The sequence below is a fragment of the Streptomyces olivoverticillatus genome (genome assembly GCF_014203555.1).
In the GTDB taxonomy this organism is placed as follows: Bacteria; Actinomycetota; Actinomycetes; order Streptomycetales; family Streptomycetaceae; genus Streptomyces; species Streptomyces olivoverticillatus.
The window spans coordinates 1,046,594-1,068,346 of record NZ_JACHJH010000001.1; the positions used below are offsets into that span (position 1 = coordinate 1,046,594).

Annotated in this window: 21 protein-coding genes; 10 read left to right on the forward strand and 11 right to left on the reverse strand. The window is 72.2% G+C overall.

Translation table 11 applies throughout. The annotated features are described in order from the left end of the window. Positions 1–75: 75 nt before the first annotated feature. The 3 genes from FHS39_RS04880 to FHS39_RS04890 all read right to left on the reverse strand — a co-directional run bounded on the left by FHS39_RS04880 (position 76) and on the right by FHS39_RS04890 (position 3,270). Entirely contained in the window at positions 76–570 is a 495-nt protein-coding gene (locus FHS39_RS04880; RefSeq protein WP_184346469.1) for a type III secretion system chaperone family protein, read from the reverse strand. Then, positions 563–1,924 carry a D-inositol-3-phosphate glycosyltransferase gene (gene mshA / locus FHS39_RS04885; RefSeq protein ID WP_425507732.1) on the reverse strand — a complete coding sequence of 454 codons (1,362 nt, stop codon included), beginning with the start codon at positions 1,922–1,924 and terminating at the stop codon, positions 563–565. The genes FHS39_RS04880 and mshA overlap by 8 nt, the downstream gene beginning before the upstream one ends. Before the next feature lie 140 nt (positions 1,925–2,064). Then, positions 2,065–3,270 carry an MFS transporter gene (locus tag FHS39_RS04890; RefSeq protein ID WP_184346470.1) on the reverse strand — a complete coding sequence of 402 codons (1,206 nt, stop codon included), beginning with the start codon at positions 3,268–3,270 and terminating at the stop codon, positions 2,065–2,067. 63 nt (positions 3,271–3,333) lie between these two features. On the opposite strand from FHS39_RS04890, the gene FHS39_RS04895 reads away from it, so the two are divergent. Continuing rightward, entirely contained in the window at positions 3,334–4,017 is a 684-nt protein-coding gene (locus FHS39_RS04895) for a FadR/GntR family transcriptional regulator (RefSeq protein WP_184346471.1), read from the forward strand. Beyond that, complete coding sequence (locus FHS39_RS04900; RefSeq protein WP_343069354.1) at positions 4,014–4,835, forward strand: class I SAM-dependent methyltransferase; 822 nt, start codon at positions 4,014–4,016, stop codon at positions 4,833–4,835. The genes FHS39_RS04895 and FHS39_RS04900 overlap by 4 nt, the downstream gene beginning before the upstream one ends. 105 nt (positions 4,836–4,940) lie before the next feature. On the opposite strand, the gene FHS39_RS04905 is transcribed toward FHS39_RS04900, so the two are convergent. The 7 genes from FHS39_RS04905 to mshD all read right to left on the reverse strand — a co-directional run bounded on the left by FHS39_RS04905 (position 4,941) and on the right by mshD (position 12,406). Continuing rightward, on the reverse strand, positions 4,941–5,348 hold the full coding sequence (locus FHS39_RS04905; protein ID WP_184346472.1) for an NUDIX domain-containing protein: 408 nt from the start codon (positions 5,346–5,348) through the stop codon (positions 4,941–4,943). Then, positions 5,345–6,484, reverse strand: a complete 1,140-nt coding sequence (locus FHS39_RS04910; RefSeq protein WP_221462295.1) for a CHAD domain-containing protein — start codon at positions 6,482–6,484, stop codon at positions 5,345–5,347. The genes FHS39_RS04905 and FHS39_RS04910 overlap by 4 nt, the downstream gene beginning before the upstream one ends. Further along, positions 6,444–8,756, reverse strand: a complete 2,313-nt coding sequence (locus FHS39_RS04915) for an RNA degradosome polyphosphate kinase (RefSeq protein ID WP_246469817.1) — start codon at positions 8,754–8,756, stop codon at positions 6,444–6,446. The genes FHS39_RS04910 and FHS39_RS04915 overlap by 41 nt, the downstream gene beginning before the upstream one ends. A gap of 245 nt (positions 8,757–9,001) precedes the next feature. Continuing rightward, positions 9,002–10,018, reverse strand: coding sequence for a transporter (locus FHS39_RS04920; protein WP_184346475.1), 1,017 nt, complete (start codon positions 10,016–10,018; stop codon positions 9,002–9,004). Beyond that, positions 10,015–10,965 (reverse strand): ABC transporter ATP-binding protein, encoded by a 951-nt coding sequence (locus FHS39_RS04925; protein WP_184346476.1) that lies wholly within the window; start codon positions 10,963–10,965, stop codon positions 10,015–10,017. The genes FHS39_RS04920 and FHS39_RS04925 overlap by 4 nt, the downstream gene beginning before the upstream one ends. Further along, positions 10,962–11,384 (reverse strand): GntR family transcriptional regulator, encoded by a 423-nt coding sequence (locus tag FHS39_RS04930; RefSeq protein ID WP_184346477.1) that lies wholly within the window; start codon positions 11,382–11,384, stop codon positions 10,962–10,964. The genes FHS39_RS04925 and FHS39_RS04930 overlap by 4 nt, the downstream gene beginning before the upstream one ends. Positions 11,385–11,482: 98 nt before the next feature. Further along, complete coding sequence (mshD, locus tag FHS39_RS04935; RefSeq protein ID WP_184346478.1) at positions 11,483–12,406, reverse strand: mycothiol synthase; 924 nt, start codon at positions 12,404–12,406, stop codon at positions 11,483–11,485. Positions 12,407–12,528: 122 nt separating this feature from the next. Here mshD and FHS39_RS04940 point away from each other — a divergent pair, with 122 nt between their 5' ends. Beyond that, complete coding sequence (locus FHS39_RS04940; protein ID WP_184346479.1) at positions 12,529–14,337, forward strand: bifunctional metallophosphatase/5'-nucleotidase; 1,809 nt, start codon at positions 12,529–12,531, stop codon at positions 14,335–14,337. A 78-nt stretch (positions 14,338–14,415) separates the two neighbouring features. Here FHS39_RS04940 and FHS39_RS04945 read toward each other — a convergent pair whose 3' ends face one another. Beyond that, entirely contained in the window at positions 14,416–14,817 is a 402-nt protein-coding gene (locus FHS39_RS04945) for a YidB family protein (RefSeq protein ID WP_184346480.1), read from the reverse strand. Positions 14,818–14,977: 160 nt separating this feature from the next. Here FHS39_RS04945 and FHS39_RS25300 point away from each other — a divergent pair, with 160 nt between their 5' ends. From FHS39_RS25300 to FHS39_RS04980, 7 genes are all read left to right on the forward strand, one after another. Then, positions 14,978–15,511, forward strand: coding sequence for a transglycosylase SLT domain-containing protein (locus FHS39_RS25300; RefSeq protein ID WP_184346481.1), 534 nt, complete (start codon positions 14,978–14,980; stop codon positions 15,509–15,511). Positions 15,512–15,622: 111 nt separating this feature from the next. Further along, positions 15,623–16,087 (forward strand): hypothetical protein, encoded by a 465-nt coding sequence (locus FHS39_RS04955; protein WP_184346482.1) that lies wholly within the window; start codon positions 15,623–15,625, stop codon positions 16,085–16,087. 63 nt (positions 16,088–16,150) lie between these two features. After that, complete coding sequence (locus FHS39_RS04960; protein WP_184346483.1) at positions 16,151–16,495, forward strand: antibiotic biosynthesis monooxygenase family protein; 345 nt, start codon at positions 16,151–16,153, stop codon at positions 16,493–16,495. Between the two features lie 103 nt (positions 16,496–16,598). Beyond that, positions 16,599–17,033, forward strand: a complete 435-nt coding sequence (locus tag FHS39_RS04965; protein WP_184346484.1) for a hypothetical protein — start codon at positions 16,599–16,601, stop codon at positions 17,031–17,033. Then, on the forward strand, positions 17,018–18,853 hold the full coding sequence (locus FHS39_RS04970; protein WP_184346485.1) for an ATP-binding protein: 1,836 nt from the start codon (positions 17,018–17,020) through the stop codon (positions 18,851–18,853). The genes FHS39_RS04965 and FHS39_RS04970 overlap by 16 nt, the downstream gene beginning before the upstream one ends. Then, complete coding sequence (locus FHS39_RS04975; RefSeq protein WP_184346486.1) at positions 18,834–20,813, forward strand: hypothetical protein; 1,980 nt, start codon at positions 18,834–18,836, stop codon at positions 20,811–20,813. The genes FHS39_RS04970 and FHS39_RS04975 overlap by 20 nt, the downstream gene beginning before the upstream one ends. After that, on the forward strand, positions 20,810–21,679 hold the full coding sequence (locus FHS39_RS04980; protein ID WP_184346487.1) for a hypothetical protein: 870 nt from the start codon (positions 20,810–20,812) through the stop codon (positions 21,677–21,679). Before FHS39_RS04975 ends, FHS39_RS04980 begins: the two co-directional genes overlap by 4 nt. Positions 21,680–21,753 lie beyond the last annotated feature (74 nt).

The window sequence follows — 21,753 nt, forward strand, 5'->3', positions numbered from 1 at the left end:
ACCCCGCCCCTTCTCCCCCAACGCCGGACGGGCTGATTTCAGCCCGTCCGGCGCTTGAGGACACCGCGGGTCCGGCTAAGACGTCGGCTCGTCGCGCGTCAAACGCGCAAACGCGTCCAAGTTCCTCGTCGACTCCCCGCGCGCCGTGCGCCACGCGTACTCCTTGCGGATCGCGCTCGCGAAGCCCATCTCCAGCAGGGTGTTGAAGCTGCCGTCCGCATGTTCCAGGACCGTGCCCAGGATGCGGTCGATCTCCTCGGGCGTCACCGCGGCCAGCGGCAGGCGGCCGACGAGGTAGACGTCGCCGAGGCGGTCGACGGCGTACGCGACGCCGTAGAGCTTGGTGTTGCGTTCCAGCAGCCAGCGGTGGACCGCGGCGTGGTTCTCGTCGGGGCAGCGCACGACGAAGGCGTTGACGGAGAGGGAGTGCTTGCCGACGACGAGGGAGACCGTCGTCGACAGCTTGCGCGTGCCGGGCAGTTTGACGACGTACGTGCCGTCGGCCGGGCTCTCCCATTCGAGCCCGGCGTCCCCCAGGGCCCGCTCGATGGCGGTCTTCGCGTCAGACATGTACCGAGCGTAGGCGACGCCGCCGTTCGCCGATCGCCGCGGTGTACACATCGGCCGTGGCGGCGGCCGACGCCTCCCAGCCGAAGGACTGCGCGTGCCGGGCGGCCGCGGCGCCCATGCGGGGGGTCAGCTCCGGGTCGGCGGCGAAGCGGGCCAGGGCCTCCGCGTAGCCGGCGGGGTCGTGACCGTCGATCAGGAAGCCGCTCACGCCGTCCCGTACGGCCACCGGAAGGCCGCCCACCGCCGCCGCGATCACCGGTGTGCCGCTCGCCTGCGCCTCGATGGCCACCAGGCCGAACGACTCGCTGTGCGAGGGCATCACCAGGACGGACGCGGCCCGGTACCAGTCGGCGAGCCGGTCCTGGCCGACCGGGGGCCGGAAGCGGACCACGTCGGCGATGCCGAGCCGGGCCGCCAGCTTCTGCAGCCCCTCCGGCTTGGCCAGCCCGCTGCCGCTGGGCCCGCCGACGACGGGCACGACGACGCGAGAGCGCAGGGACGGCTGCCGGTCCAGCAGCTCGGCGACCGCGCGCAGCAGGACGTCGGGGGCCTTGAGCGGCTGGATGCGCCCGGCGAAGAGCGGTATCAGCGCGTCTTCGGGCAGGCCGAGCCGCGCCCGCGCGGCGGCCCGCCCGTCCGCCGGGCGGAAGCGGTCCAGATTGACGCCCGGGTGCACGACGGCCACCTTGCCGGGGTCGGCGTCGTAGTGGTGGACCAGCTCGGCGGCCTCGCCGTCGGTGTTGGCGATGAGCCGGTCGGCGGCCCGCACGATCTGCGTCTCGCCGATCACGCGCGCGGCGGGCTCGGGGGTGTCGCCCTCGGCCAGCGCGGCGTTCTTCACCTTGGCCATGGTGTGCATGGCATGCACCAGCGGCACGCCCCAGCGCTCGGCGGCCAGCCAGCCGACGTGGCCGGAGAGCCAGTAGTGGGAGTGGACAAGGTCGTAGTGGCCCGGCCGGTGGCCCGCCCACGCCTGCATCACGCCGTGGGTGAAGGCGCACAGCTGCGCGGGCAGCTCCTCCTTGGCCAGGCCCTCGTAGGGGCCCGCGTCGATGTGCCGTACGAGCACGCCGGGGGCGAGCTCCACGGTGGGCGGCAGGGCGCCGGTGGTGGCGCGGGTGAAGATCTCGACCTCGATGTTGATGTCCGCCAGCCGTTTGGCGAGCTCCACGATGTACACGTTCATCCCGCCCGCGTCGCCCGTGCCGGGCTGGTGCAGCGGGGAGGTGTGGACGCTGAGCATCGCCACCCTGCGGGGGCGGCGGGGCGCACCGAGGCGCAGGCGCTGGGGCTTGGGGAAGGGGCCGAGCGCTCGGCCGCGGCGGGCGCCGAGCCGGGATGCGTACTGGCTCACCGTGCTTGTCCTCCGTCCGCCTTCAGGGCGTGCACCAGCTGTCAACTGGGTGCAACGTCGCGGAGGCAGGCTCCCATTCCGGCGGACCGCCGCTTTGCCAAACAGTGATGTAGCGCGCGTCCGGTTGGCTCCGCCGCTGGTCAGCGGCGGGTCAGGGCCATTCCGACGGCCAGTTGCGCCGCGGCCGTCCCCACCAGTACGGCCATGGGGGCGCCCCAGCCGCCGGTGGCGCCGTGCAGCAGGCCCACGGCGAGGGGCCCGAGGGCCGCCAGGAGGTAGCCCGCGGACTGGGAGAGCGTGGAGAGGGCGGTGGTCTCCGCCGCGCTGCCGCCGCTGCCCGCGATCACGGTCAGGACGAGCGGGAACGAGCACAGCCCCGCACCCACCAGCACCGCCCACACCAGGGGCAGCGCCACCGGCGCCACCAGCAGCCCGCCGAACCCCGCCAGCATCGCCAGCGACACCGCGGCGAACGTGGCGCGCAGCCTGCGCGGGTCGCGGGCCGCCGCGAGGACCGCGTACGACACGGGGACGCCCACCGCCTGGGCCACCGCGAGCACCCCGCCCGCCGCGCCCTCGGACATGCCCTGGCCGGAGAGGAGCGAGGGCAGCCAGCCGGTCACGGCGTAGGCGTTGAGCGCCTGGAGGCCGAAGTAGGCGGTGACGAGCGCGCCCAGCCGGGTGCGGGCCATCGCCCACGGTGAGAGGGTGCAGGCGGGGCCGACGACCGCCGGGGGGCGCGGGGGCCGGACGGACGCCCACACCACCGCGGCCACGGCCGCGGGCAGCGCCCAGACCGCGAGCCCCAGCGACGGCGAGCCCAGCGCCCCGGCCACCGGCACCGCCGCCGCGGAGGCGAAGGCCGCGCCCAGCGACAGGGCGGTCGTGTAGGCGCCCGTGACCAGGGCGATCCGGCCGGGGAAGTGGGCGCGGACGAGCGTGGGCAACAGCACGTTGCACAGCGCGAGCCCGGACATGCCCAGCACCGTGCCCGCGAGCAGCGCCCAGATGGCCGGCACGGCCCGGATGCCGAGGCCCGCGGCGAGCGCGGCGACGGCCAGCAGCACCGTGCGCTCGGCGCCCAGCCGCCGGGCGAGCGCGCCCGTGCCGGCCCCGGCGGCCGCGAAGCAGAGTGCGGGCAGGGTCGGCAGCAGGGCGGCGACGCCGTCGCCGAAGCCGAGGCCGGTGCGCAGGGCGTCGAGCAGGGCGGCCGCGCTGCTGATGCCGAGGCGGAGGTTGAAGGCGACGAGGACGACGGCCGCGGCGGTGAGCCATCCGGCGCGGGCACGGGCGGAGGGGGGCCGCGATGCAGCCCTGAAGGCGGTCGCGGTCGACTTCGAAACCATGGCCGTAAAGGTAAGACGTCTGACGTTTAATGTCCATGCGGTTCCGGCGGGTACCTTGGGCGCATGACTCTGGAACCGGTACGCCGCCCGGCGCTGTCCGCCGAGGTCATCGACCGGATCCGGGCCCGCATCGCCTCCGGCGAATGGCCCGTCGGCACCCGCATCCCGCCCGAACCCGAGCTGATGCGCCAGCTGCAGGTGGCGCGCGGCACCGTCCGCGAGGCGGTGCGGGCGCTCGCGCACACCGGCCTGCTCGAAGTGCGGCGCGGCGACGGCACGTACGTCCGCGCCACCAGCGAGCTGTCCGGCGCGGTCGCGCGCCTGTACGGGGACAGCGGCCTCGGCCAGCTGCTCGAAGTACGCGAGGCCCTGGACGCGCAGGCCGCACGGCTGGCCGCGGTACGGGCCGGCGACGCCGAGCTCGGCGAGCTCGCGGCCGCCCTGGAGCGGCGCGCCGCGGCCTGGCACGCCGGGGACTTCGAGGCCTGGGTCGCCGCCGACTGGGACTTCCACGCCGGGGTCGCCACCGCGTCCGGCAATCCGCTGCTCGCCGAGCTCTACCGCAACCTCGCCGAGCCGCTGCGCAGCGCCATGACCGAGTCGTGGGCCACGCCCGGCTTCCAGGGCGCGGACCCGGTGGGGCACGAGACGCTGCTGGCCGCGCTGCGCTCCCGCGACGCGGACGGGGCCGCGCGGCAGGCCGGAGCCAACGTCGCCGACACCCGGGCCTGGGACGAGCGCCGGTGACGGCCCGCACCCGCCCGATCGGCTCGGCGACCCGGGGCACCACCAACCCCAACCGGCTGCGCCGCATGGACCGCTGGATCGCCGCCGCCCACGCCGGGATGCTGCGCCGCGCCGCCGACCCGGTGGCCGTGGACCTCGGCTACGGGGCCGCGCCGTGGACGGCCGTGGAGCTGCTGGGCCGGCTGCGGACGGTGCGCCCGGACGCGGAGGTCGTGGGCGTGGAGATCGACCCGGAGCGGGTCGCGGCCGCGAAGCCGTACGAGCGGGCGGGGCTGTCCTTCGCACACGGCGGCTTCGAGGTGCCGCTGCCCGCGGGGCGGCGGCCGCTGCTGATCCGGGCGGCGAACGTGCTGCGCCAGTACGACGAGGGCGAGGTGGCGGCCGTCTGGGCCCGGCTGTGCGGGCGGCTGGCGCCGGGCGGGCTGCTCGTCGAGGGCACGTGCGACGAGATCGGGCGCCGGCACGTGTGGGTGGCGCTCGGGCCGGAGGGTCCGCGCACGATCACGTTCGCGGCGCGGCTGGGGTCGTTGGGGGCGCCGTCGGACCTGGCGGAGCGCCTGCCCAAGGCGCTCATCCACCGGAACGTCCCGGGCGAGCCCGTCCATGCGTTCCTGCGGGACTTCGACCGGGCCTGGGCGGCGTTCGCGCCGTACGGGGCGCTGAGCGCCCGGCAGCGGTGGATCCGGGCCGTGGCGTCCCTGCAGGCCGACTGGCCGCTGGTGGACGGGCCGGTGCGGTGGCGGCAGGGGGAAGTGACCCTGCGCTGGGACGCGCTGGCGCCGGGCGCCTCCGGCGGTTCCGTCCCCGATCCGCGCTGACGCGCGTCGTCCCCAATCGCCGGACGGGCTTGATTTTGCCGGGCGCGAAATTCAGCCCGTCCGGCGATTGAGGACCGGGGGTCTGGGGGCAGAGCCCCCAGGACCTCAGCCCTCGCGCCGCACGGCGAGAAACGCGTCCACCAGCGGCCGGTCCCACTCGTGCGTCAACCGCTCCCGCGCCGCGTCCGGCGGCAGCCAAAGCACCTCGTCCACCTCGCGGTTGGGCTCGAACGAGCCCACCGTCGCCCGCGCCTCCCAGTAGTGGACGACCTTTGGCCGCCCCGCCGCCACATAGCGCGCCGTCGGCAGCGCGGCACCCGGCACGCAGTGCATGCCCGTCTCCTCCAGGACCTCCCGCACCGCACCCTGCAGCGGGTCCTCGCCGGGCTTGAGCTTGCCCTTGGGCCACGACCAGTCGTCGTACTTCGGCCGGTGCACCAGCGCCAGCTCCACGTCCGCACCTGCCGCGCGCCACAGGACGCACCCCGCCGCGCGGACCACCTGCTCGGTCACGTCGCGGCCGCCGTCAGCCGCTGCCAGCTGCGCCCGAAGGCGTAGCGCGCCGCCTCCACCTCGTGGCGCTGGTCCGCGTGCAGGACGCCGAGCGCGTACGCCGTGGCAGGGGCGATGCGCGGCGTGCGGGCCGCATGGGCCGCCGCTGCCGCCGCCTCCGCCGCGTCGCGGTGGCGGTCCAGCGCCTGGCCCGCGCCCAGCAGGCGTACGGACAACGTGGGCTCGGCTGTGATTTCGTCGGCTCGCTGCTGCTCGTCGAGCACTTCCTGCGCGTACCGCCGCAGCCGCACCAGGCGCCGCGCCTGGTGCCAGGGCGCGTCCTGACGGCCCTCGGCGGGCGGCGCGTCGCCGGAGGGCGTCGCCGCGAGGCCGTGGGTGAGCGCCTCCGCGTTGTAGGGCAGCCCGGCGACGGACAGCGGCAGCGCCTCCACCGCCTCGGCCAGCCGCCGGTGCGCCTGTTCGGCCAGGTGCGGCAGCGCCTCGCCGGCGGGCAGCTCGCGGGCCGCGGGGGCCAGCGGCACTTCGGAGGCGAGCACGGCCACCGCGTCGGCGACCGCGTGGAAGCGCGAGGAACCCAGCGCCTGCAGCGCCGCCGAGTGCGCCCTGGTCCGAGCCAGCGTCAACTGCCGGTCCAGCAGGGCCCCGGCCCGCGCCGCCCCCACGGTCAGCCCGCCGCCCGCACGGTCGTCCTCACCCGAGAGCCTGTGCAGCGCACCCCGCAGCCGGGCCAGCCGCGCCGCATAGGCGTGCTCGCGCCCCAGCGTCTGCGACAACCACACCAGCTCCGTGCGGAGTTGGTCCGTCCAGTCCACGTCGGTCAGCGGCCGGTACACGTGCACCGTCCCGGCGATGCGGCGCGCCGAGCGCCGCAGCAGCCGGGCCGCCTCGGTCGCGTCCTCGGCGTCGGAGCCGCTCTCGCCGTGCAGCCGCAGGCTGCGCAGAAACTCCGTGGCCTGGCAGTGCAGATACCCCGCCAGCACCTCGCCGGCGGTCACGGCCGCGACCGCGGTCACCGTCTCCAACCTCGCCGCCTCCTCCGGCGGACGGGCCGCCGTCACTTCCTGTCCTCCGGGAACGCCGACCGTAACCGTCGGCTCATGGGGTTGCCGAGCCACGCCGGCGCCTCCGGGCGTCAATGAGCATCTCCTGCACGTTCCGCAGCGGCTGCCCGTCGGCGTCGGTGGCGTGCCGCGTCCAGTTGCCGTCCGGGCCCAGGTGCCAGGAGGCCGTGCAGTCGGACACCCCGACCTCCATCAGCCTGCTGAGCGAGGCCCGGTGACCGGGATCGGTGACCCGCACGAGAGTCTCGATGCGCCGGTCGAGGTTGCGGTGCATCATGTCCGCGCTGCCGAGCCACACCTCCGGCTCACCGCCGTTGCCGAACGCGAAGACGCGCGAGTGCTCCAGGAAGCGGCCCAGGACGCTGCGCACCCGGATGTTCTCCGACAGGCCCACCACGCCCGGCCGCAGTGCACAGATGCCGCGCACCCACACGTCCACCGGCACCCCGGCCCGCGACGCCTGGTACAGGGCGTCGATGACGGCCTCGTCCACCATCGAGTTGACCTTGATGCGGATGTAGGCGGGCCGCCCGGCGCGGTGGTGCGCGACCTCCTTGCCGATACGCGATATCAGGCCGTCCCGCAGCGACTTGGGGGCCACCAGCAGCCGCCGGTAGGTCTCCCGGCGGGAGTAGCCGGACAGCCGGTTGAACAGGTCGGACAGGTCCGCGCCCACCTGCGGGTCGGCGGTCAGCAGCCCGAAGTCCTCGTACAGGCGCGCCGTCTTGGGGTGGTAGTTGCCCGTGCCGACATGCGAGTAGCGGCGCAGCGTCTCGCCCTCCTGCCGGACCACCAGTGACAGCTTGCAGTGCGTCTTGAGGCCCACCAGCCCGTAGACGACGTGGCAGCCGGCCTCCTCCAGCTTGCGCGCCCACTTGATGTTGGCCTGCTCGTCGAAACGGGCCTTGATCTCGACGAGGACGAGCACCTGCTTGCCGGACTCCGCGGCGTCTATCAGGGCGTCGACGATCGGCGAGTCGCCCGACGTGCGGTACAGCGTCTGCTTGATGGCCAGCACGTCCGGGTCGGCCGCGGCCTGCTCCAGGAAGGCCTGGACGGAGGTGGAGAAGGAGTCGTAGGGGTGGTGCAGCAGCACGTCCCGCTCGCGCAGGGCCGCGAAGATGTCGGGCGCGGAGGCGGACTCCACCTCGGCCAGGTCACGGTGCGTGCCGGCCACGAACTTGGGGTACTTGAGCTCCGGCCGGTCCAGCGAGCCGATGTCGAAGAGCGCGGTGAGGTCGAGCGGGCCCGGCAGCGGATAGACCTCCGCGTCGGAGATCTTCAGCTCGCGCACCAGCAGGTCCAGCACGTACGGGTCGATGGTCTCCTCGACCTCCAGCCGTACGGGCGGGCCGAAGCGGCGCCGCATGAGCTCCTTCTCCAGCGCCTGGAGCAGGTTCTCCGCGTCGTCCTCCTCGACCTCCAGGTCCTCGTTGCGCGTGACCCGGAACATGTGGTGCGCGAGCACCTCCATGCCGGGGAAGAGCTCTTCCAGGTGGGCCGCGATCACGTCCTCCAGCGGCACGTACCGCTGCGGCGAGACCTCCAGGAACCGCGACAGCAGCGGCGGGACCTTCACCCTCGCGAAGTGGTCGTGGCCGCTGACGGGGTTGCGCACGACCACGGCCAGGTTGAGCGACAGCCCGGAGATGTAGGGGAAGGGGTGCGCGGGGTCGACCGCGAGCGGGGTCAGGACGGGGAAGATCTGCTGCCGGAAGAGCGTGAAGAGCCTGCCCTGCTCCTTCTCCGTCAGCTCGGGCCAGCGGATCAGGTGGATGTCGCGCTCGGCCAGCTCGGGGGCGACTTCCTGCTGGTAGCAGGCGGCGTGCCGGGCCATGAGCTCGCGCGAGCGGGTCCAGATCAGCTCCAGCACCTCGCGCGGCTGCAGCCCGGAGGCGGAGCGGGTGGCGACGCCGGTGGCGATGCGCCGCTTGAGGCCCGCGACGCGGACCATGAAGAACTCGTCCAGGTTGCTGGCGAAGATCGCAAGGAAGTTGGCCCGCTCCAGCAGGGGCGTGGCCGGGTCCTCCGCCAGCTCCAGCACCCGCTCGTTGAACGCGAGCCAGCTGCGCTCGCGGTCCAGGAACCGCCCCTCGGGCAGCGCCTCGGCCTCCGGCGCGGCGAAGCCCTCGCCGCCCTCACCGTTCTCGTGCTCACGGTGACCGTTCTCGTACGCTGCGCAGCCCTGGTAGATCCCGTAGTCCTCGAAGGTCTCGGAGTTTGCGTCGAGCCCGGACTCCAGGTCCGGGGGGAGGGCGGAAGCATCCGCGTTCGGCCGGTGCGCGGCGATGAAGCCGAGCGGACGCCCGCTGTGGTCGTTTGCCTTGGCGCTGGACGACTGGCTCATGTCTTCATTGTTCCGCGCGTCGGAGTTCCGCGCCGCGGGCGAGGCAGGCGCGTCGGAACCGGATGCCGGAGCGGCGCGGAGCCTTCGTTCGGGTGCTGGGGGCGCGGGCTGCATTGGGCAAGGCTCGCAACCCCGGTTGAATCACGGGTAACGCGCACATGGCGCGCAGGAAATCGGGACCCGACCCCGCGGCGTCGGCCCGCCGCGGGGTCCCGGCCTGCCCGGCCCGGGGAAATCCCCGCAGCTCAGGGGTGCGCCCGCCGCATCAGCCACAGGGCGGCCCCGGCGGCGAGCGCGGCGGCCCCCACCGTGATCCCGGCCTCGGCCCACTGCAGGGGCCACAGGTGCGAGGCCGGATGGTAGTCGAGGTACCAGCCGGTGGCACCGTGCCGGGAGGCACAGGCCTGGGGGCTGACGCCGATGCCGCAGTCCGGCTCCGGGAGCCGGGTGCCCGAGGGGTCGATCAGGCCGCGCTCCAGGATCCAGTCCTGCCCGCTCCTGATCAGGCCCGGCTGGGCGACGGTCAGATCCGTGGCCGGAGTGATCAGCTTCTGCCGCACCGCGTCGAGCTGCGCCACTACCGTCAGGCAGCCGAGGAGCGCCAGGGCCATGGCCGGCACCGTGCGCTTGGCCAGCAGCCCGGCCAGCGCCCCGAGCGCGAGCGCCAGCAGACAGCGCGCGACGGGTACGGGCCCGATCATGCTGTACGAGCGGAACCACCACTGGCCCGGCAGCGCGTCGACGGGCAGCGCCCGCCAGGCCCAGGTGTGCAGGGCCGACAGCAGCGACACCCCGGCGAGGACCGCCACCGCGGGCAGGGCGAGCTTGGCCACGAACCAGCGCACCGGGGAGACGGACTGCGTCCAGGCGAGCTTGTACGTACCGCTCTCCAGCTCGCGGGCGATCATCGGCCCGGCGACGAAGAGGCCGACGCCCAGCGGCAGCAGCTCGATGAACCGGCCGATGTAGTGCAGGGGTTCGCTGTAGTCGTCGCGGAAACGGCTCAGGACCGCGTCCGGCGGCTCGCAGCCGGACGCGCCGGCGCAGGGGTCCACCAGCTCGTGGTGCGCCTGGAAGTCCGTGATCGCGAAGCGCAGCCAGACCAGGGCCACGGCGAGGACGGCCGTCACGGCCAGCGCGGCCCATACGGTGACGCGGTGCTGGCGCAGCACCACCCGGCCGAGGCCGCCGAAACCGTGGAATGCCCGCCGAATCGTTCCTTCACCCCTGTCGCGGGCCGGGGAGGCCATCGCGGCGGTCATGCCGCCTCCCTTGCTTTTGCGGGGGCCGCGGCGCGCGGTTCCGCGCTCGGGGCCAGCAGCACCGGGGCCTCGGGCGACCTGAGATGGGCGAGCACCAGCTCCTCCAGGGACGGCTCGGACGTCTCCCAGCGGCCGGTGAGCTCGCCGTCGGGACGTATCAGTGCGGTGAGCTGACGCCCCGTCGTACGGCTTTCCACCACCGTGTGCGGGGCGAACTCCCGGGGCGCGCCGGGCCCTTCGTGCCGCCCCACGACCACCCGGTGCGCGGCGAGCAGGTCCTCGGTCTCGCCCGCGAGCCGCACCCGGCCGCCCGAGACCAGCAGCAGGTAGTCGCAGGCCTCCTCAAGCTCGGAGACGACGTGCGAGGCCAGGACGACGGTGGTGGCGTGCTCGGCGGCCTCGGCCATCAGGGCGGCCGTCATCGCGTGCCGGGCGAGCGGGTCGAGGTCGGCCATCGGCTCGTCCAGCAGGAGGAGTTCGGGCCGCTTGGCGAAGACGAGGGCGAGCGCGAGCCGGGTCCGCTGGCCGCCGGAGAGCGAGCCGACGCGGGCACCGTCGTCGAGGTCCCCGGCCCGTACGAGCCGCTGCGCGGCCGCCTCGTCCCACCGGCCGGGGTTGAGCGTGCCGCCCATGCGCAGGGTGTCCGCGACGGTGAGGTTCGGGTAGAGCGGCTTGTCCTGGGCGAGGTAGCCCACGCGCGGGCGGACGTCCCGGCCGCCCGGCGTGCCGCCGAGGACGCGCAAGGTGCCCCCGGCCGGCTTGTGCAGCCCCGCAGCGGCGGCCAGCAGGGTCGACTTGCCCGCGCCGTTGGGCCCCACGAGCGCGCAGACGCGCCCGGCGGGCAGGCGGAAGGAGCAGTCGTTCAGCGCCGGCCGGCGGCGGTGGCGCACCTCCAGGCCGACCGCTTCCAGGGCGGTGCGCCCTGGTCGAAACGTCAGGTCCGTCATGCGTTCCCCTCCTGCCCGTCGTGCACGTCCTGCGGGTGTTCCCCGAAGCTGTCCTCCAGGACGGCGGTGATCAGGGCGGCCACGTCCTCCCGGTCGAGCCCGGCCGCGCGGGCGCGCCGGGTCCAGTCGGCCAGTTCGGCCCGCAGCGGCGCGCCGTCGGCGGTCTCCGGCCGCGCCAGCGACCGCCGCACGAAGGTCCCCAGACCCGGGCGCGCCTCGACCAGGCCCTCCCGGTCGAGCTCGCGGTAGGCCTTGAGGACGGTGTTCGGGTTGATGGCGGTGGCCGCGACGACCTCTTTGGCCGTGGGCAGCTTGTCCCCGGGGGTGAGCAGGCCGAGCCGCAGGGCCTGCCGGACCTGGTGGACGATCTGCAGGTACGTGGCGACACCACTGCGCCGGTCGATACGGAACTCGACCATACGCAACATCACCCTTTCACTAATTGACTAGTGAAAGGGTGATGGAGGTCCGGGGGGACTGTCAAGAAACCGGCGCTACGACGCGGCGGACGGGCGCGTCAGCTCTCGGTGCGGTACATCAGGTCCGTCTCGTGGATCAGGAACCCCAGCCGCTCGTAGACCGTGACCGCCGCGACGTTGTCCGCGTCCACGTACAGCATCGCCGTGGGCAGCCCGCGGTCCGCCAGGTGCCGCAGTCCGATCGTGGTGAGCGCCTTGCCGAGCCCGCCGCCCTGCGCGCCGGGCAGCACGCCGACCACGTACACCTCGCCGAGGCCCTCGTCGGCGTGCACCTTCGTCCAGTGGAAGCCGACGATCTCGCCGCTCTTCTCCGCCAGGAAGAAGCCCTCCGGGTCGAACCAGGCCTCCGCCTTGCGGTCGTCCAGGTCGCGCTGGGTGAGCGAGCCCTGCTCGGGGTGGTGGGAGAAGGCCGCGGCGTTCACCGCGAGCCAGGCGGCGTCGTCCTTGCCGGGCCGGAAGGTTCGTACGGTCACGCCCTCGGGCAGGACGGGCTCGGCCAGGTCCAGGCCGTGCAGCGGCCTGCGCATCTGCCGCAGCTCCCGGAACAGGCTCATCCCCAGCACCTGCGCGAGGTGCCGGGCCGCCGGGTGCCCGCCGTGCGCCCACACCCGCAGCCGCTTGCCCGACTGGCCCAACAGCGCGTTCCCCAGCACCCGCCCGTGCCCGCGCCCGCGGTGGGCGGGGTGCACCACGAACTCGCCGGCCGGGGCCTCCACGGGGTCGCTGTCCTCCAACTGCCCGTAGCCGACGAACGCCCCGTCCGCATCGTGCAGCAGGACGTGCCGCACCCCCGCGCGCCGCCCCTTCAGCTGCAGGCGCCCCTGTTCGGAGACGGCCGGCTGCCCGTCCTCCGCGGCAGACTCCTCCAGCAGGCGCCGGACGTCCCGCACTTGCTCCGGCGTCAACTCGTCGAGCACCTCGATCCGCCGCTGTCCGCTCACGTCACTCACCACGTCGCTCATGAGGCCGAGCCTACGACTCACTCGTCACCCTTCCGTTACCTCGCCCCTCCTGCCGGGCTACGCGCGTCAACCGTAAGCTGCGGCCGACCTGCACAACGCTGAGCAAAACCAGAGGGGAACACATGCCCGCGAAGCCGCCCAGCAAGCGCCTCGCCAGACGGCTGACCGCCACGGCCGCCGCGCTCGCCGCCACGGCCGGCGCCCTGGCCGCCGCCGCGCCCGCCACGGCCAACGACCACCACGGCAAGGGCCACGGCCGCACGGTGGACGTCCAGATGCTGTCCTTCAACGACCTGCACGGCAATCTCGAACCCCCGCAGGGCTCCTCCGGCATGGTGACGGAGACCGAGTCCGACGGCACGACGAAGGCCATACCGGCAGGCGGCATGGAGTACCTGGCGAGCTCCCTGCGCACAGCCCGCAAGGGCCACGAGTACTCGGTGACAGCGGCCGCGGGCGACATGATCGGCGCGAGCCCGCTGACGACCAGCCTCTTCCACAACGAGCCGACCATCGAGGCGCTCAACAAGCTCAAGCTGGACGTCACCTCGGTGGGCAACCACGAGTTCGACAAGGGCCGCGCCGAACTGGAGCGCATCCAGAAGGGCGGCTGTCACAAGGACGGCTGCTCGGAGAAGGGCAAGCCCTACAAGGGCGCCGACTTCCCCTACCTCGCGGCGAACGTCACCGACGAGAAGACCGGCAAGCCGATCCTCAAGCCGTACACGGTCTGGCAGCACAAGGGCGTGAAGATCGGCTTCATCGGCGTCACGCTCAAGGGCACGCCGAACGTCACCACGGCGGAGGGCGTCAAGGGCCTCAAGTTCGGCGACGAGGTCGAGACGATCAACAAGTACGCCAAGGAGCTGGACCGCCAGGGCGTCAAGGCCATCGTCGCCCTCATCCACGAGGGCGGCATGCCGGCCTCGAAGTCCTACAACTACGACTGCGACACGCCGGGCGCGGGCGCCGGCATCTCCGGCGCGATCGTCGACATCGCCAAGAAGGTCACGCCGAAGGTCGACGCGCTGGTCACCGGGCACACGCACCAGGCCTACGCCTGCACCATCCCGGACCCGTCGGGCGCCCCGCGCACCGTCACCTCCGCGGCCTCCTTCGGGCGGCTCTACACGGACACCAAGCTGACGTACGACCGCAAGACGCATGACATCGTCCGGACGACCGTCAAGCACCCGCGCGCGGCCAACCACATCGTGAACCGCACCCAGCCGAAGGCGGCCGACATGACCGCCCTCGTCGACCACTGGAGCAAGCTGGCGGCCCCGGTGGCCAACAAGCCCGTCGGCTACATCACCGCCGACATCAACGGGCGCGGCGCCGAGACGCACGAGGAGCCGCTGGGCGACGTCATCACGGACGCCCAGCTGGAGGCCGAGGCCCCGGCCGACAAGGGCGGTGCCCAGATCGCGCTGATGAACCCGGGCGGCGTCCGCTCGGACCTGGCCTACAAGGCGTCGGGCAGCGAGGGCGACGGCGTCGTCACCTACGGCGAGGCCTTCACCGTGCAGCCCTTCACCAACCTCATGAAGACCTTCGACCTCACCGGCGCCCAGCTGATCAGCGTGCTCCAGCAGCAGGTCAGCGGCGTCAACCAGGCCGAGCCGGTCATCCTCCAGGTCAGCAAGGGCCTGACCTACACGCTCGACCTCACCAAGTCGGGCGCGGACCGCATCGTGACGTCGTCGGTGAAGCTGAACGGCACCGCGATCGACCCGGCGAAGACCTACCGCGTCGCGGCGAACGAGTTCCTGGCGGGCGGCGGTGACGGCTTCCCGGTCTTCAAGGACGCGGCCAACAAGAAGAGCGGCGGCACCGACCTGGACGCCTTCGTCTCCTACCTCAAGGCGCACTCGTCGAAGGACGCGCCGCTGGCGCCTCCGGCGGCGAACCGCATCACGGTCGTGAAGTAACCGTCACCGGACGGACGACCCGGCCCCGGTGCCTGCGCTCGCGCGGCACCGGGGCTTTCGTTTTCTGTCTCTTCCTCTTCACATCCGCTCGCGGATCAGATCCTCCAAGGACCCCTGCGGCACCTCACCCGTGGGAGTCAGCTTGTCGACCACCTCGGGGAGCGCCTCGGCCAGCTGGTCGGCGGCCTGCTCCGGGGTGACGCCCGCCTGCTGGGCGACGTGTTCGAGGGTCTGGTACGGCATCGCCTGGGCGATCTCCGGCCCGCTGAGCGGCTGGTTCGCGCCCGTACCCACCCAGGACCGCGTCTTCTCCCCCAGCCCGCCCTCGTCCAGCTCCCTCACCAGCGCCTGGAGCGGGTTCCCGCCGCCCTGACCGCTGTCGCCCAGCGTCCCGAGCAACGAGGCCAGCAGACCGCCCGCCCCGGCCCGTCCGCCGCCCAGCAGTCCGCCGAGCAGACTCCCCAGGTCGTTGCCTGCCATACCGGCCGCCTTTCGTGAGAGCGATGACGCTCTCAAGGCCTACCCGTCCGCCCCGCGTCCGGCCTGAGGGCCGATCGAGGTTCACCCGTACGCAGCCGTGGGCGCTTGAGGGCGCGCGGAGTCCGGAATGAGTCCTCAGAGATCCGTACGAGGAGGCGAAGTGCACAGGGTCCGCATCACGCTGGTGGGCTTGGCCGCCGCCCTGGCGCCGCTGGTCATGCCGGGCCACGCGGCGGGGGCGGCGCTCGGGGAGCAAGACGGCATCGACGCGTGCGTGATGGGCACCAAGCTGGCCGGTTTCGCCAAGGACCGCTCGGGCGAGCACCGCACCGACGACGCGGTGCACGCCGTGGCCCTGGCGATGGCCGAGTCCGGCTGCCGCCACCTCGCCGCGCACCAGAACCCGCCCGCGAACCCGGACACCGACTTCGCCACATGGGACCTGGGCGCCTGGCAGATCAACGACCGCTGGCACCCCGAGGTCTACGACCACGACGAGGGTGTGGTGACGGACGAGAACTGGCAGGACATGGCCTGGTCGGCCCGCGAGGCCTACGCCCTGGCGAACGAGCACGGCGGGCGCGGCGGGCGCGGATGGTCGGCGTGGTCGACGTGGCGGGCGGGGACGTACAAGCAGTTCCTCAAGCAGGCGCGGGAGGCGGTGTACCGGAACTGGTCACGGGCGGATCTGTAAGGGTGGCCGGCATGTGAGGGTGGCCGGTTTCCTACCGGGGCCGTTGCCGCGGGGACGGGAGGGGTGGACGATCACGGTTCAACGCCCCGGACCACCGAAACGGAGACCGTTTTGATAGCCGTCCGCGCCCTCACTGCCGCCGCCGCGACGCTCTGCCTGGGCCTGTCCCTGGCCCCGGCGGCCCAGGCGGTGACCCCGCACCCGACCCCGTCCGCCCCGGCGCCGGCCTCCTCGGAGAACCCCTTCCGCTGGATGGACCTGCAGGGCCTCAAGGCCGAGTACCGCTTCATGTGCCCGGCGGGCACGTGCGTGGACTACTGGTCGCTGGTCCTGACGGAGGACGTGGCGGCCAAGCACTACGCGGGCGGCCGGTTCTTCGCCTACGCCCCGGCCTCCGGCGAGTTCGGCTTCTTCCTGGACACGGACATCGCGGTCCGCACCACGGACAGCCCGGACGGGGTGCGCCTGGTGGACTCCCCGTTCACCAGGCACAACGCCCGCTTCGAGATCCGCTACGGCAACCCGGACCAGCCCAGGAAGGCACGCGTCGTGGCAACCGCGACGACCTGGATGTAGCCCTTGCCGCCGGGGGCGATGCGGGCAATCGTTTGAGGGTCGCCAACCGCATGGGAGGGCCCCATGACCAACGCCAAGCCCGCATCACTGCCCGACCCGCCGTACTACGCCGTGGTCTTCACCGCCATCCGCACCGAGGGGGACAACGGCTACGCGGCGAGAGCGTCCGAAATGCTCCAACTGGCCTCCGCACAGCCTGGTTTCCTGGGCGTGGACGCGGCGGAGGGCGCAGACGGCCTGGGCGTCACGGTCTCGTACTGGCGGGACGAGGAGTCCATCGCGTCCTGGCGCAACCACGCCCGGCACGCGCCGACGCGCGACCTCGGGCGTGAGCGCTGGTACGAGACGTTCGCGGTCCACGTGGCAAAGGTGGAGCGGGCGTACGGCTTCACGCGCCCGCAGATTTAAAGGCCGCAGACCCTCTCTCCCTCCCCGGTACTCGACTCGTCCGGACGTTCGATAGGTTGCCCGCAGCTGAACTATCGTCACGGGCGCCGAACCGGAGGGGGAGATGGACGGAAGTCAGATGGGCGGCCCGGCACAGTGGGCGGCCTCATCAGCGGTTGGCCCCAACGCCTCGTACCTCAGCCAGACGCTGCGATACAACGACGTGGAACTCAGCTTCAGTGAAGCAGTCTCCATCAAGACCGTGCTGGGGCTCTGGGCAACCGCGGCTTTGACTGCAACCGGGATCACCATCGCCTTCGGGTTCATCCCCTTCTTGCTGTCGGGGTTCGACTGGGAGGCCAGCGCCTCGGGCTTCGCCCTGGGTGGCTTCATCGGCTTTTTCACCTTCTGGCTGATCCTTCTCTTCACCTCTTTCACCGAGCCGTCACCGGCCGCAGCCCCCGGCACCCCGCCGCTTCCGCCCACTCCTCCTCCCGGGTTGGCTCCCCCTTCACTGCCTGACGGTTACGTCCCCACCTCTCAGTGGGGCCCCCGCTGAGCGCTCAGGGGACCCCGGGGACCCCTACTGTCAGCGACGGCACGGCGGTCTGGGCATGGACCGCAGTCCGTATCGAGGCCGCTGCGGACCTCACCGAGTCCAGGGAGTACGCGGAGCTGCCCGAGGAGGAGCGCCGCACCAAGGTCATCGCCGCCGAGATGGCGTGGCTGGCGGGTCAGTGGAACACAGCCGACGACGCACGGATCTACGCTGACGTGGCCCGCCGCTACACCGACCGGGCATTCCGGATACGTGTCGCCCTTGCCTCACCGCAGCCACTGTCGGAGGGGTTGGCAGAACTGGCCGGCGCCACGTTTTCCCCTGCGGAGCGGCCGGGGCACGGCACCGTGCCCACTGGCCTGTTCGTCGGCACTACCGGCTCCGGCAAGACCAACACCACGCTGGCCTTCTGCGAGCAGCTCTGGCGCGACCACCGCATACCGTTCCTCGTCATCGACCCCGTCAACTCCGATCTCGACGACTACCGATGGCTTGCCACACGGCCGGGGTTCGAGGCTCTGGTCGTTCTGACCGTGGGCGACGAAACCATCGCCCCATTGCGGCTCAACCCCTTCGAGGTGCCCCTCGGGGTCCGGATCAGTACGCACATAGCCGGTGCACTGGCCTGCTTCGACGCTGCGTTCGGGCTGTGGGACCCACTGCCCAGCATCTACAACCGCGCTCTGCGTAACACCTATGCTCGCAAAGGCATTGTCGCCACCGACCTGGCGGGCCCAGGGCATGCGGGGAACTGGCCCACGCTTCGCGACCTCATCGTCGAAGGCGCCTGCGGAAGCACCCTGGACTGCTCGCGTTCCTACCCCATGGACGAACTTCTCTCCCGCCCGGTGGTCATCGAGCTGACCGAAGTCGGCGACAACGAGAAGGAACAGCCCCTCGTCACTGCGCTGATCCTGCAGACCATGACCGAGCACTACAAGGCGAGCCGCCGGGACGGCGAGCTCGCCCACGTCACCGTCATCGAGGGGGCGCACCGGCTGCTCGGGCGTCCGGTCACCAAGGGGGGTGACGCCAAGGAGGGCAACGCACAGGCGTGGGCCGCGCAGGCCTTCGCCAACACGCTCGCGGAGAACCGCAAGTACGGCGAGGGCCTGGTCATCGTGGAACAGGTCCCGGAGAAACTCATCGAGGACGCGTACAAGAACACCAACCTCAAGGTGATGCACCGGCTGCCGTCCGAAGCAGACCGAGAGGTCATCGGGGGGACCATGCGCTTTTCTCCCGACCAGATGCGCTACGCGGTCTCCTTGGAACCCTTCCAAGCATTCGCCCACCATGACGGGCTCGACCGGCCGGCCCTGATCCGGGTGCCCAACGTGCGTGCCCAAGCGGCGGCGGAAGCGGGAGAGGCGCGAGCACAGCTGGCCGACGGCTCCGAACTCGCGGATCGCTTCAACCGGTTCGCCGAGGCGGCCCCCGAGGTCGACGCCGCCTTTGCCCCCTTCCCGGACTGCGAGGGCTGCCGCTGCCGCTGCGCGTTCCGCTCCCGCGCGGCGACGACGGTGTGGCCGGAGCACGGGACCGCGCTGAAGAAGAAGGTCGCCGACTGTCCCAGGACGTCGGAGGCCCAGGCGCAGCGGTGGTCCCGTACCTCGGAATGGTGGCGGGGATCGCCGACACCGTCGCCCCACCGGGCGCCGACCGGGACACAGTCGAGGACTAACGCGCCTGCGTATTCATCCACTTGGCCCAGACGGCGTGGAAACGCAAGACGCTGCCTTGGGTGCGCCTGTACCGCAGTCACGCCCATCAGAGCCGAAGCCGAACGAGAAATGATCCATGAGCGATCGTCCTACTGAGACCGAACAGCCGCCCGAACAACCGCCGACGTCGGAAGCGTCGGACGAGGCGCCCGAGCCGGCGGGGGCTCAGGACGCTTCCGCGACCGACGGCGCCTCGCCTCCGGAGCAGCCCGGGCACACCTCTGAGACGGGTGACAGCGCGGCCGCTACGGATGACCCCGCCGACGATGCGCCCGAACCGGACCGGGTGGACGAGGCCCCCGCCTCCGGCGATGCCGGAGCGGAAGCGGCAAGCGGCACGGAGGCAACCGAGGACTCCGACGACGCACCTGAGCCGGCGACTGCGGGAGAGGCGGAGGAGATACCCGAGTCCGCCGACACCGCGCCGGAAACCCAGAACCCGGCCGAAGCCCAGGACTCCCCCGAAGCCCAGGACGCGCCCGAGCCGGTCGCCTCCGAACAGCCGGACATACCAGCCGACTCGCCCGGAGCCGACGACGGCGCCACTGAACACACCGGTGGCGAGGACACGGACGCATCCGGCGCCGAGTCCTCCGAACCGGCGAGCTCCACAGACTTCGAAGAGACGGTGGAGACGCCGGACGCCGCCGCGGAGGAGTCCGACGAGGATCAGGACCAGCCGTCCTGGTCCGGCGAATCCGAGAGCCCGGCGGAGGCCGGGAACCCCGAGGGGCAGGACGAGCCCGACGACGCGCCTGAGGCATCTGAGCCTGAGGATGCTTCTGAGGCAACTGACGCCGAGGAAGCTCCTGAGCCGGCCGAGGCCGAGGAAGCTCCTGAGCTGGCCGAGTCCGAGGAAGCCTTCGAATCCGTCGATGACGCTCCCGAGGCGGACGAGGTCGCGGAATCCGCACCGCAAGGCGAGGACGCGGACGATCCCGACGAGGGCGCGGACGATCCCGACGAGGCCCCGGAGCCACCGACTGATTCTTCGGATCCGGCCGATGATGCTCCGGAGCGGGCTGTGGACGGTCCGGACCTGGCTGATGAGGCGCGGGAGTCACCTACGGACGCCTTGGGCTCGACTGATGAGGCCCCGGAGCCGACGGCGCCGATCGACGCTCCGGCGCAGTCAGCCCCGGTCGACGAGGCCTCGGATTTGGCCGACGAGGCTTCGGAGCGGGCTGACGATGCTCCGGAGCCGCCCGCTCCGGTCGACGTTTCGGAGCCGCCGTCTGATGTTTCGGATACGGCCGATGATGCTCCGGATACGGCCGTGGACGGTCGGGACCAGGCTGATGAGTCGGAGGATTCGGCTGCGGATGCCTTGGGCCCGGTTGATGAGGCTGCGGAATGGTACGGCAACGACGCGCTGCGCGACGGCCGCTACTACCAGAAGGAACTCGACGACCAGTTGGCGGCACGCGGCCTGGACCCCTCCGAGCATGACAAGCTCCGGCTCTCCCCCACCAACGACCTGAGCGACGCGCAGGCTCGCGAGGTCGTCGGGGTCCGTGACGCGATCAAGCTCGACGATGACCAAATGGTGACCAAGGTGATCACGCCCGAGAAGATGCAGGCCTATATGCATAACGTCACAAAGCTCGGCACGAATAGAACCTTCAATCGCGGCGCGTTCGAGGGCTCCATCGCGCGCGGCTGCGACACCGCCGACCTGCGCAGCATGGACCAACTGCGCGACGGGCTCGCTCTTGACGATGGCGGCGCCGGCTGGTCCGCTGTCCCACCGGGCGCGTCCGAGGCGTACCAGCTGCGCTTCCCGGCACCGCACGACATGCGTGCCGAGCCGTCCTTCGGCGCCGTCGGCGACGAGAAGTGGGCCAACCACGTCGCCGGCATGGCTGGCCAGAGCCGCGGACGGGCCTGGGAAGAACCGTTCCTCGGCACCGGCTACACCGGCGGGGGTGTCCCGGAGTGGATTGCCAAGCCCACCGGCTTCCCCCACCATGCTGAGATTTGGCGTATGCACGCCGACGGCACCGAAGAGGCCATCGGTTTCTTCGACAAGAACGAAGGACTGTGGAAAAAGATATGACTGACGCTGGGGATTTCCCCTTCCCGGTCAAGGGCGAGGTCGCTGCCTTCCACGGGGAGCTCTACGCAGCCCGCGCCGCCGTCGGGCTTTGGCCGTGCGTCGAGCTGCTGCCCGAGCCCGGCCGTCCCGCACCCGAAGGGCTCGCGCCGCGCGAGGCCGCCGACGGGTCGGTGGGATACCCGGTTGCGCCGGAGCATCTGGAAGCCTGGTACGCCGTGACGTGGACGTTCCGCTGGCGCGGCGAGCTCTTCGAGTGCAGCGCCGCCACGCCCACCGCGCTCGAGGGCGACTACCTCGGCTCCGACGAACATTTCGCCAAGGAGCATCTCAAGCGTCTGTTCACTGACTACTACGGCGTCTTCCCGCGCGACGAAGCCACCGAACTGGAGCAGCACCATGAGGATCTGCTCCAGCCTCTGCACGCCCTGGTGCGGCGTCTGGCCGAGGCTGACCACTTCCGCCCCATGACCTACGCGGTCCACCGCGGCCGGACGTATCCGGCCGCTGCCGAGGCCGACGCGGCGGGCCTCATCGCTCTGACCACCGGGGATGACCGGCCTGAGGATCTCATCGCCGATCCCCGGGATCCGAGTGGCGAGCACTTCCTGGCCACCCCGGAGCAGCTGGACGCCTGGTACCGGACCTACTGGACCTTCCGCTGGGAGGGCGGCCCCTTCGACGCCGTCGGGACGGTGGACGGCGGCCTCAAGGGCGTCTACACAGGCGGCAGCTGGGGCTTCGCGGACAGCTGGCAGCTGACCGACGAGACGGCTCCCGGCGGGGACACTCGGTACACGGTCACGGTGGACCTCGATGGCGTCACCGACCTCGAACAGCACCGCACCGACCTGCTGGCCAACCAGTAGCCGAGGCCTGGGGGCCTGGGGTCACAGGTTCACGCCACAGCGAGGGAGGGAGGGGCCTCCGCGCAGCCCGCTCG

Bases quoted from the DNA above. Each gene is read 5' to 3' on its own strand.
- FHS39_RS04895 (WP_184346471.1), top strand. From the start codon at position 3,334: ATGACTCTGGAACCGGTACGCCGCCCGGCGCTGTCCGCCGAGGTCATC.
- FHS39_RS04975 (WP_184346486.1), top strand. From the start codon at position 18,834: ATGAGCGATCGTCCTACTGAGACCGAACAGCCGCCCGAACAACCGCCG.
- FHS39_RS04945 (WP_184346480.1), bottom strand. From the start codon at position 14,817: ATGGCAGGCAACGACCTGGGGAGTCTGCTCGGCGGACTGCTGGGCGGC.
- mshD (WP_184346478.1), bottom strand. From the start codon at position 12,406: ATGAGCGACGTGGTGAGTGACGTGAGCGGACAGCGGCGGATCGAGGTG.
- FHS39_RS04960 (WP_184346483.1), top strand. From the start codon at position 16,151: ATGACCAACGCCAAGCCCGCATCACTGCCCGACCCGCCGTACTACGCC.
- FHS39_RS04965 (WP_184346484.1), top strand. From the start codon at position 16,599: ATGGACGGAAGTCAGATGGGCGGCCCGGCACAGTGGGCGGCCTCATCA.
- FHS39_RS04940 (WP_184346479.1), top strand. From the start codon at position 12,529: ATGCCCGCGAAGCCGCCCAGCAAGCGCCTCGCCAGACGGCTGACCGCC.
- FHS39_RS04925 (WP_184346476.1), bottom strand. From the start codon at position 10,965: ATGACGGACCTGACGTTTCGACCAGGGCGCACCGCCCTGGAAGCGGTC.
- FHS39_RS04930 (WP_184346477.1), bottom strand. From the start codon at position 11,384: ATGGTCGAGTTCCGTATCGACCGGCGCAGTGGTGTCGCCACGTACCTG.
- FHS39_RS04920 (WP_184346475.1), bottom strand. From the start codon at position 10,018: ATGACCGCCGCGATGGCCTCCCCGGCCCGCGACAGGGGTGAAGGAACG.
- FHS39_RS04890 (WP_184346470.1), bottom strand. From the start codon at position 3,270: ATGGTTTCGAAGTCGACCGCGACCGCCTTCAGGGCTGCATCGCGGCCC.
- FHS39_RS04880 (WP_184346469.1), bottom strand. From the start codon at position 570: ATGTCTGACGCGAAGACCGCCATCGAGCGGGCCCTGGGGGACGCCGGG.
- FHS39_RS04980 (WP_184346487.1), top strand. From the start codon at position 20,810: ATGACTGACGCTGGGGATTTCCCCTTCCCGGTCAAGGGCGAGGTCGCT.
- FHS39_RS04915 (WP_246469817.1), bottom strand. From the start codon at position 8,756: ATGAGCCAGTCGTCCAGCGCCAAGGCAAACGACCACAGCGGGCGTCCG.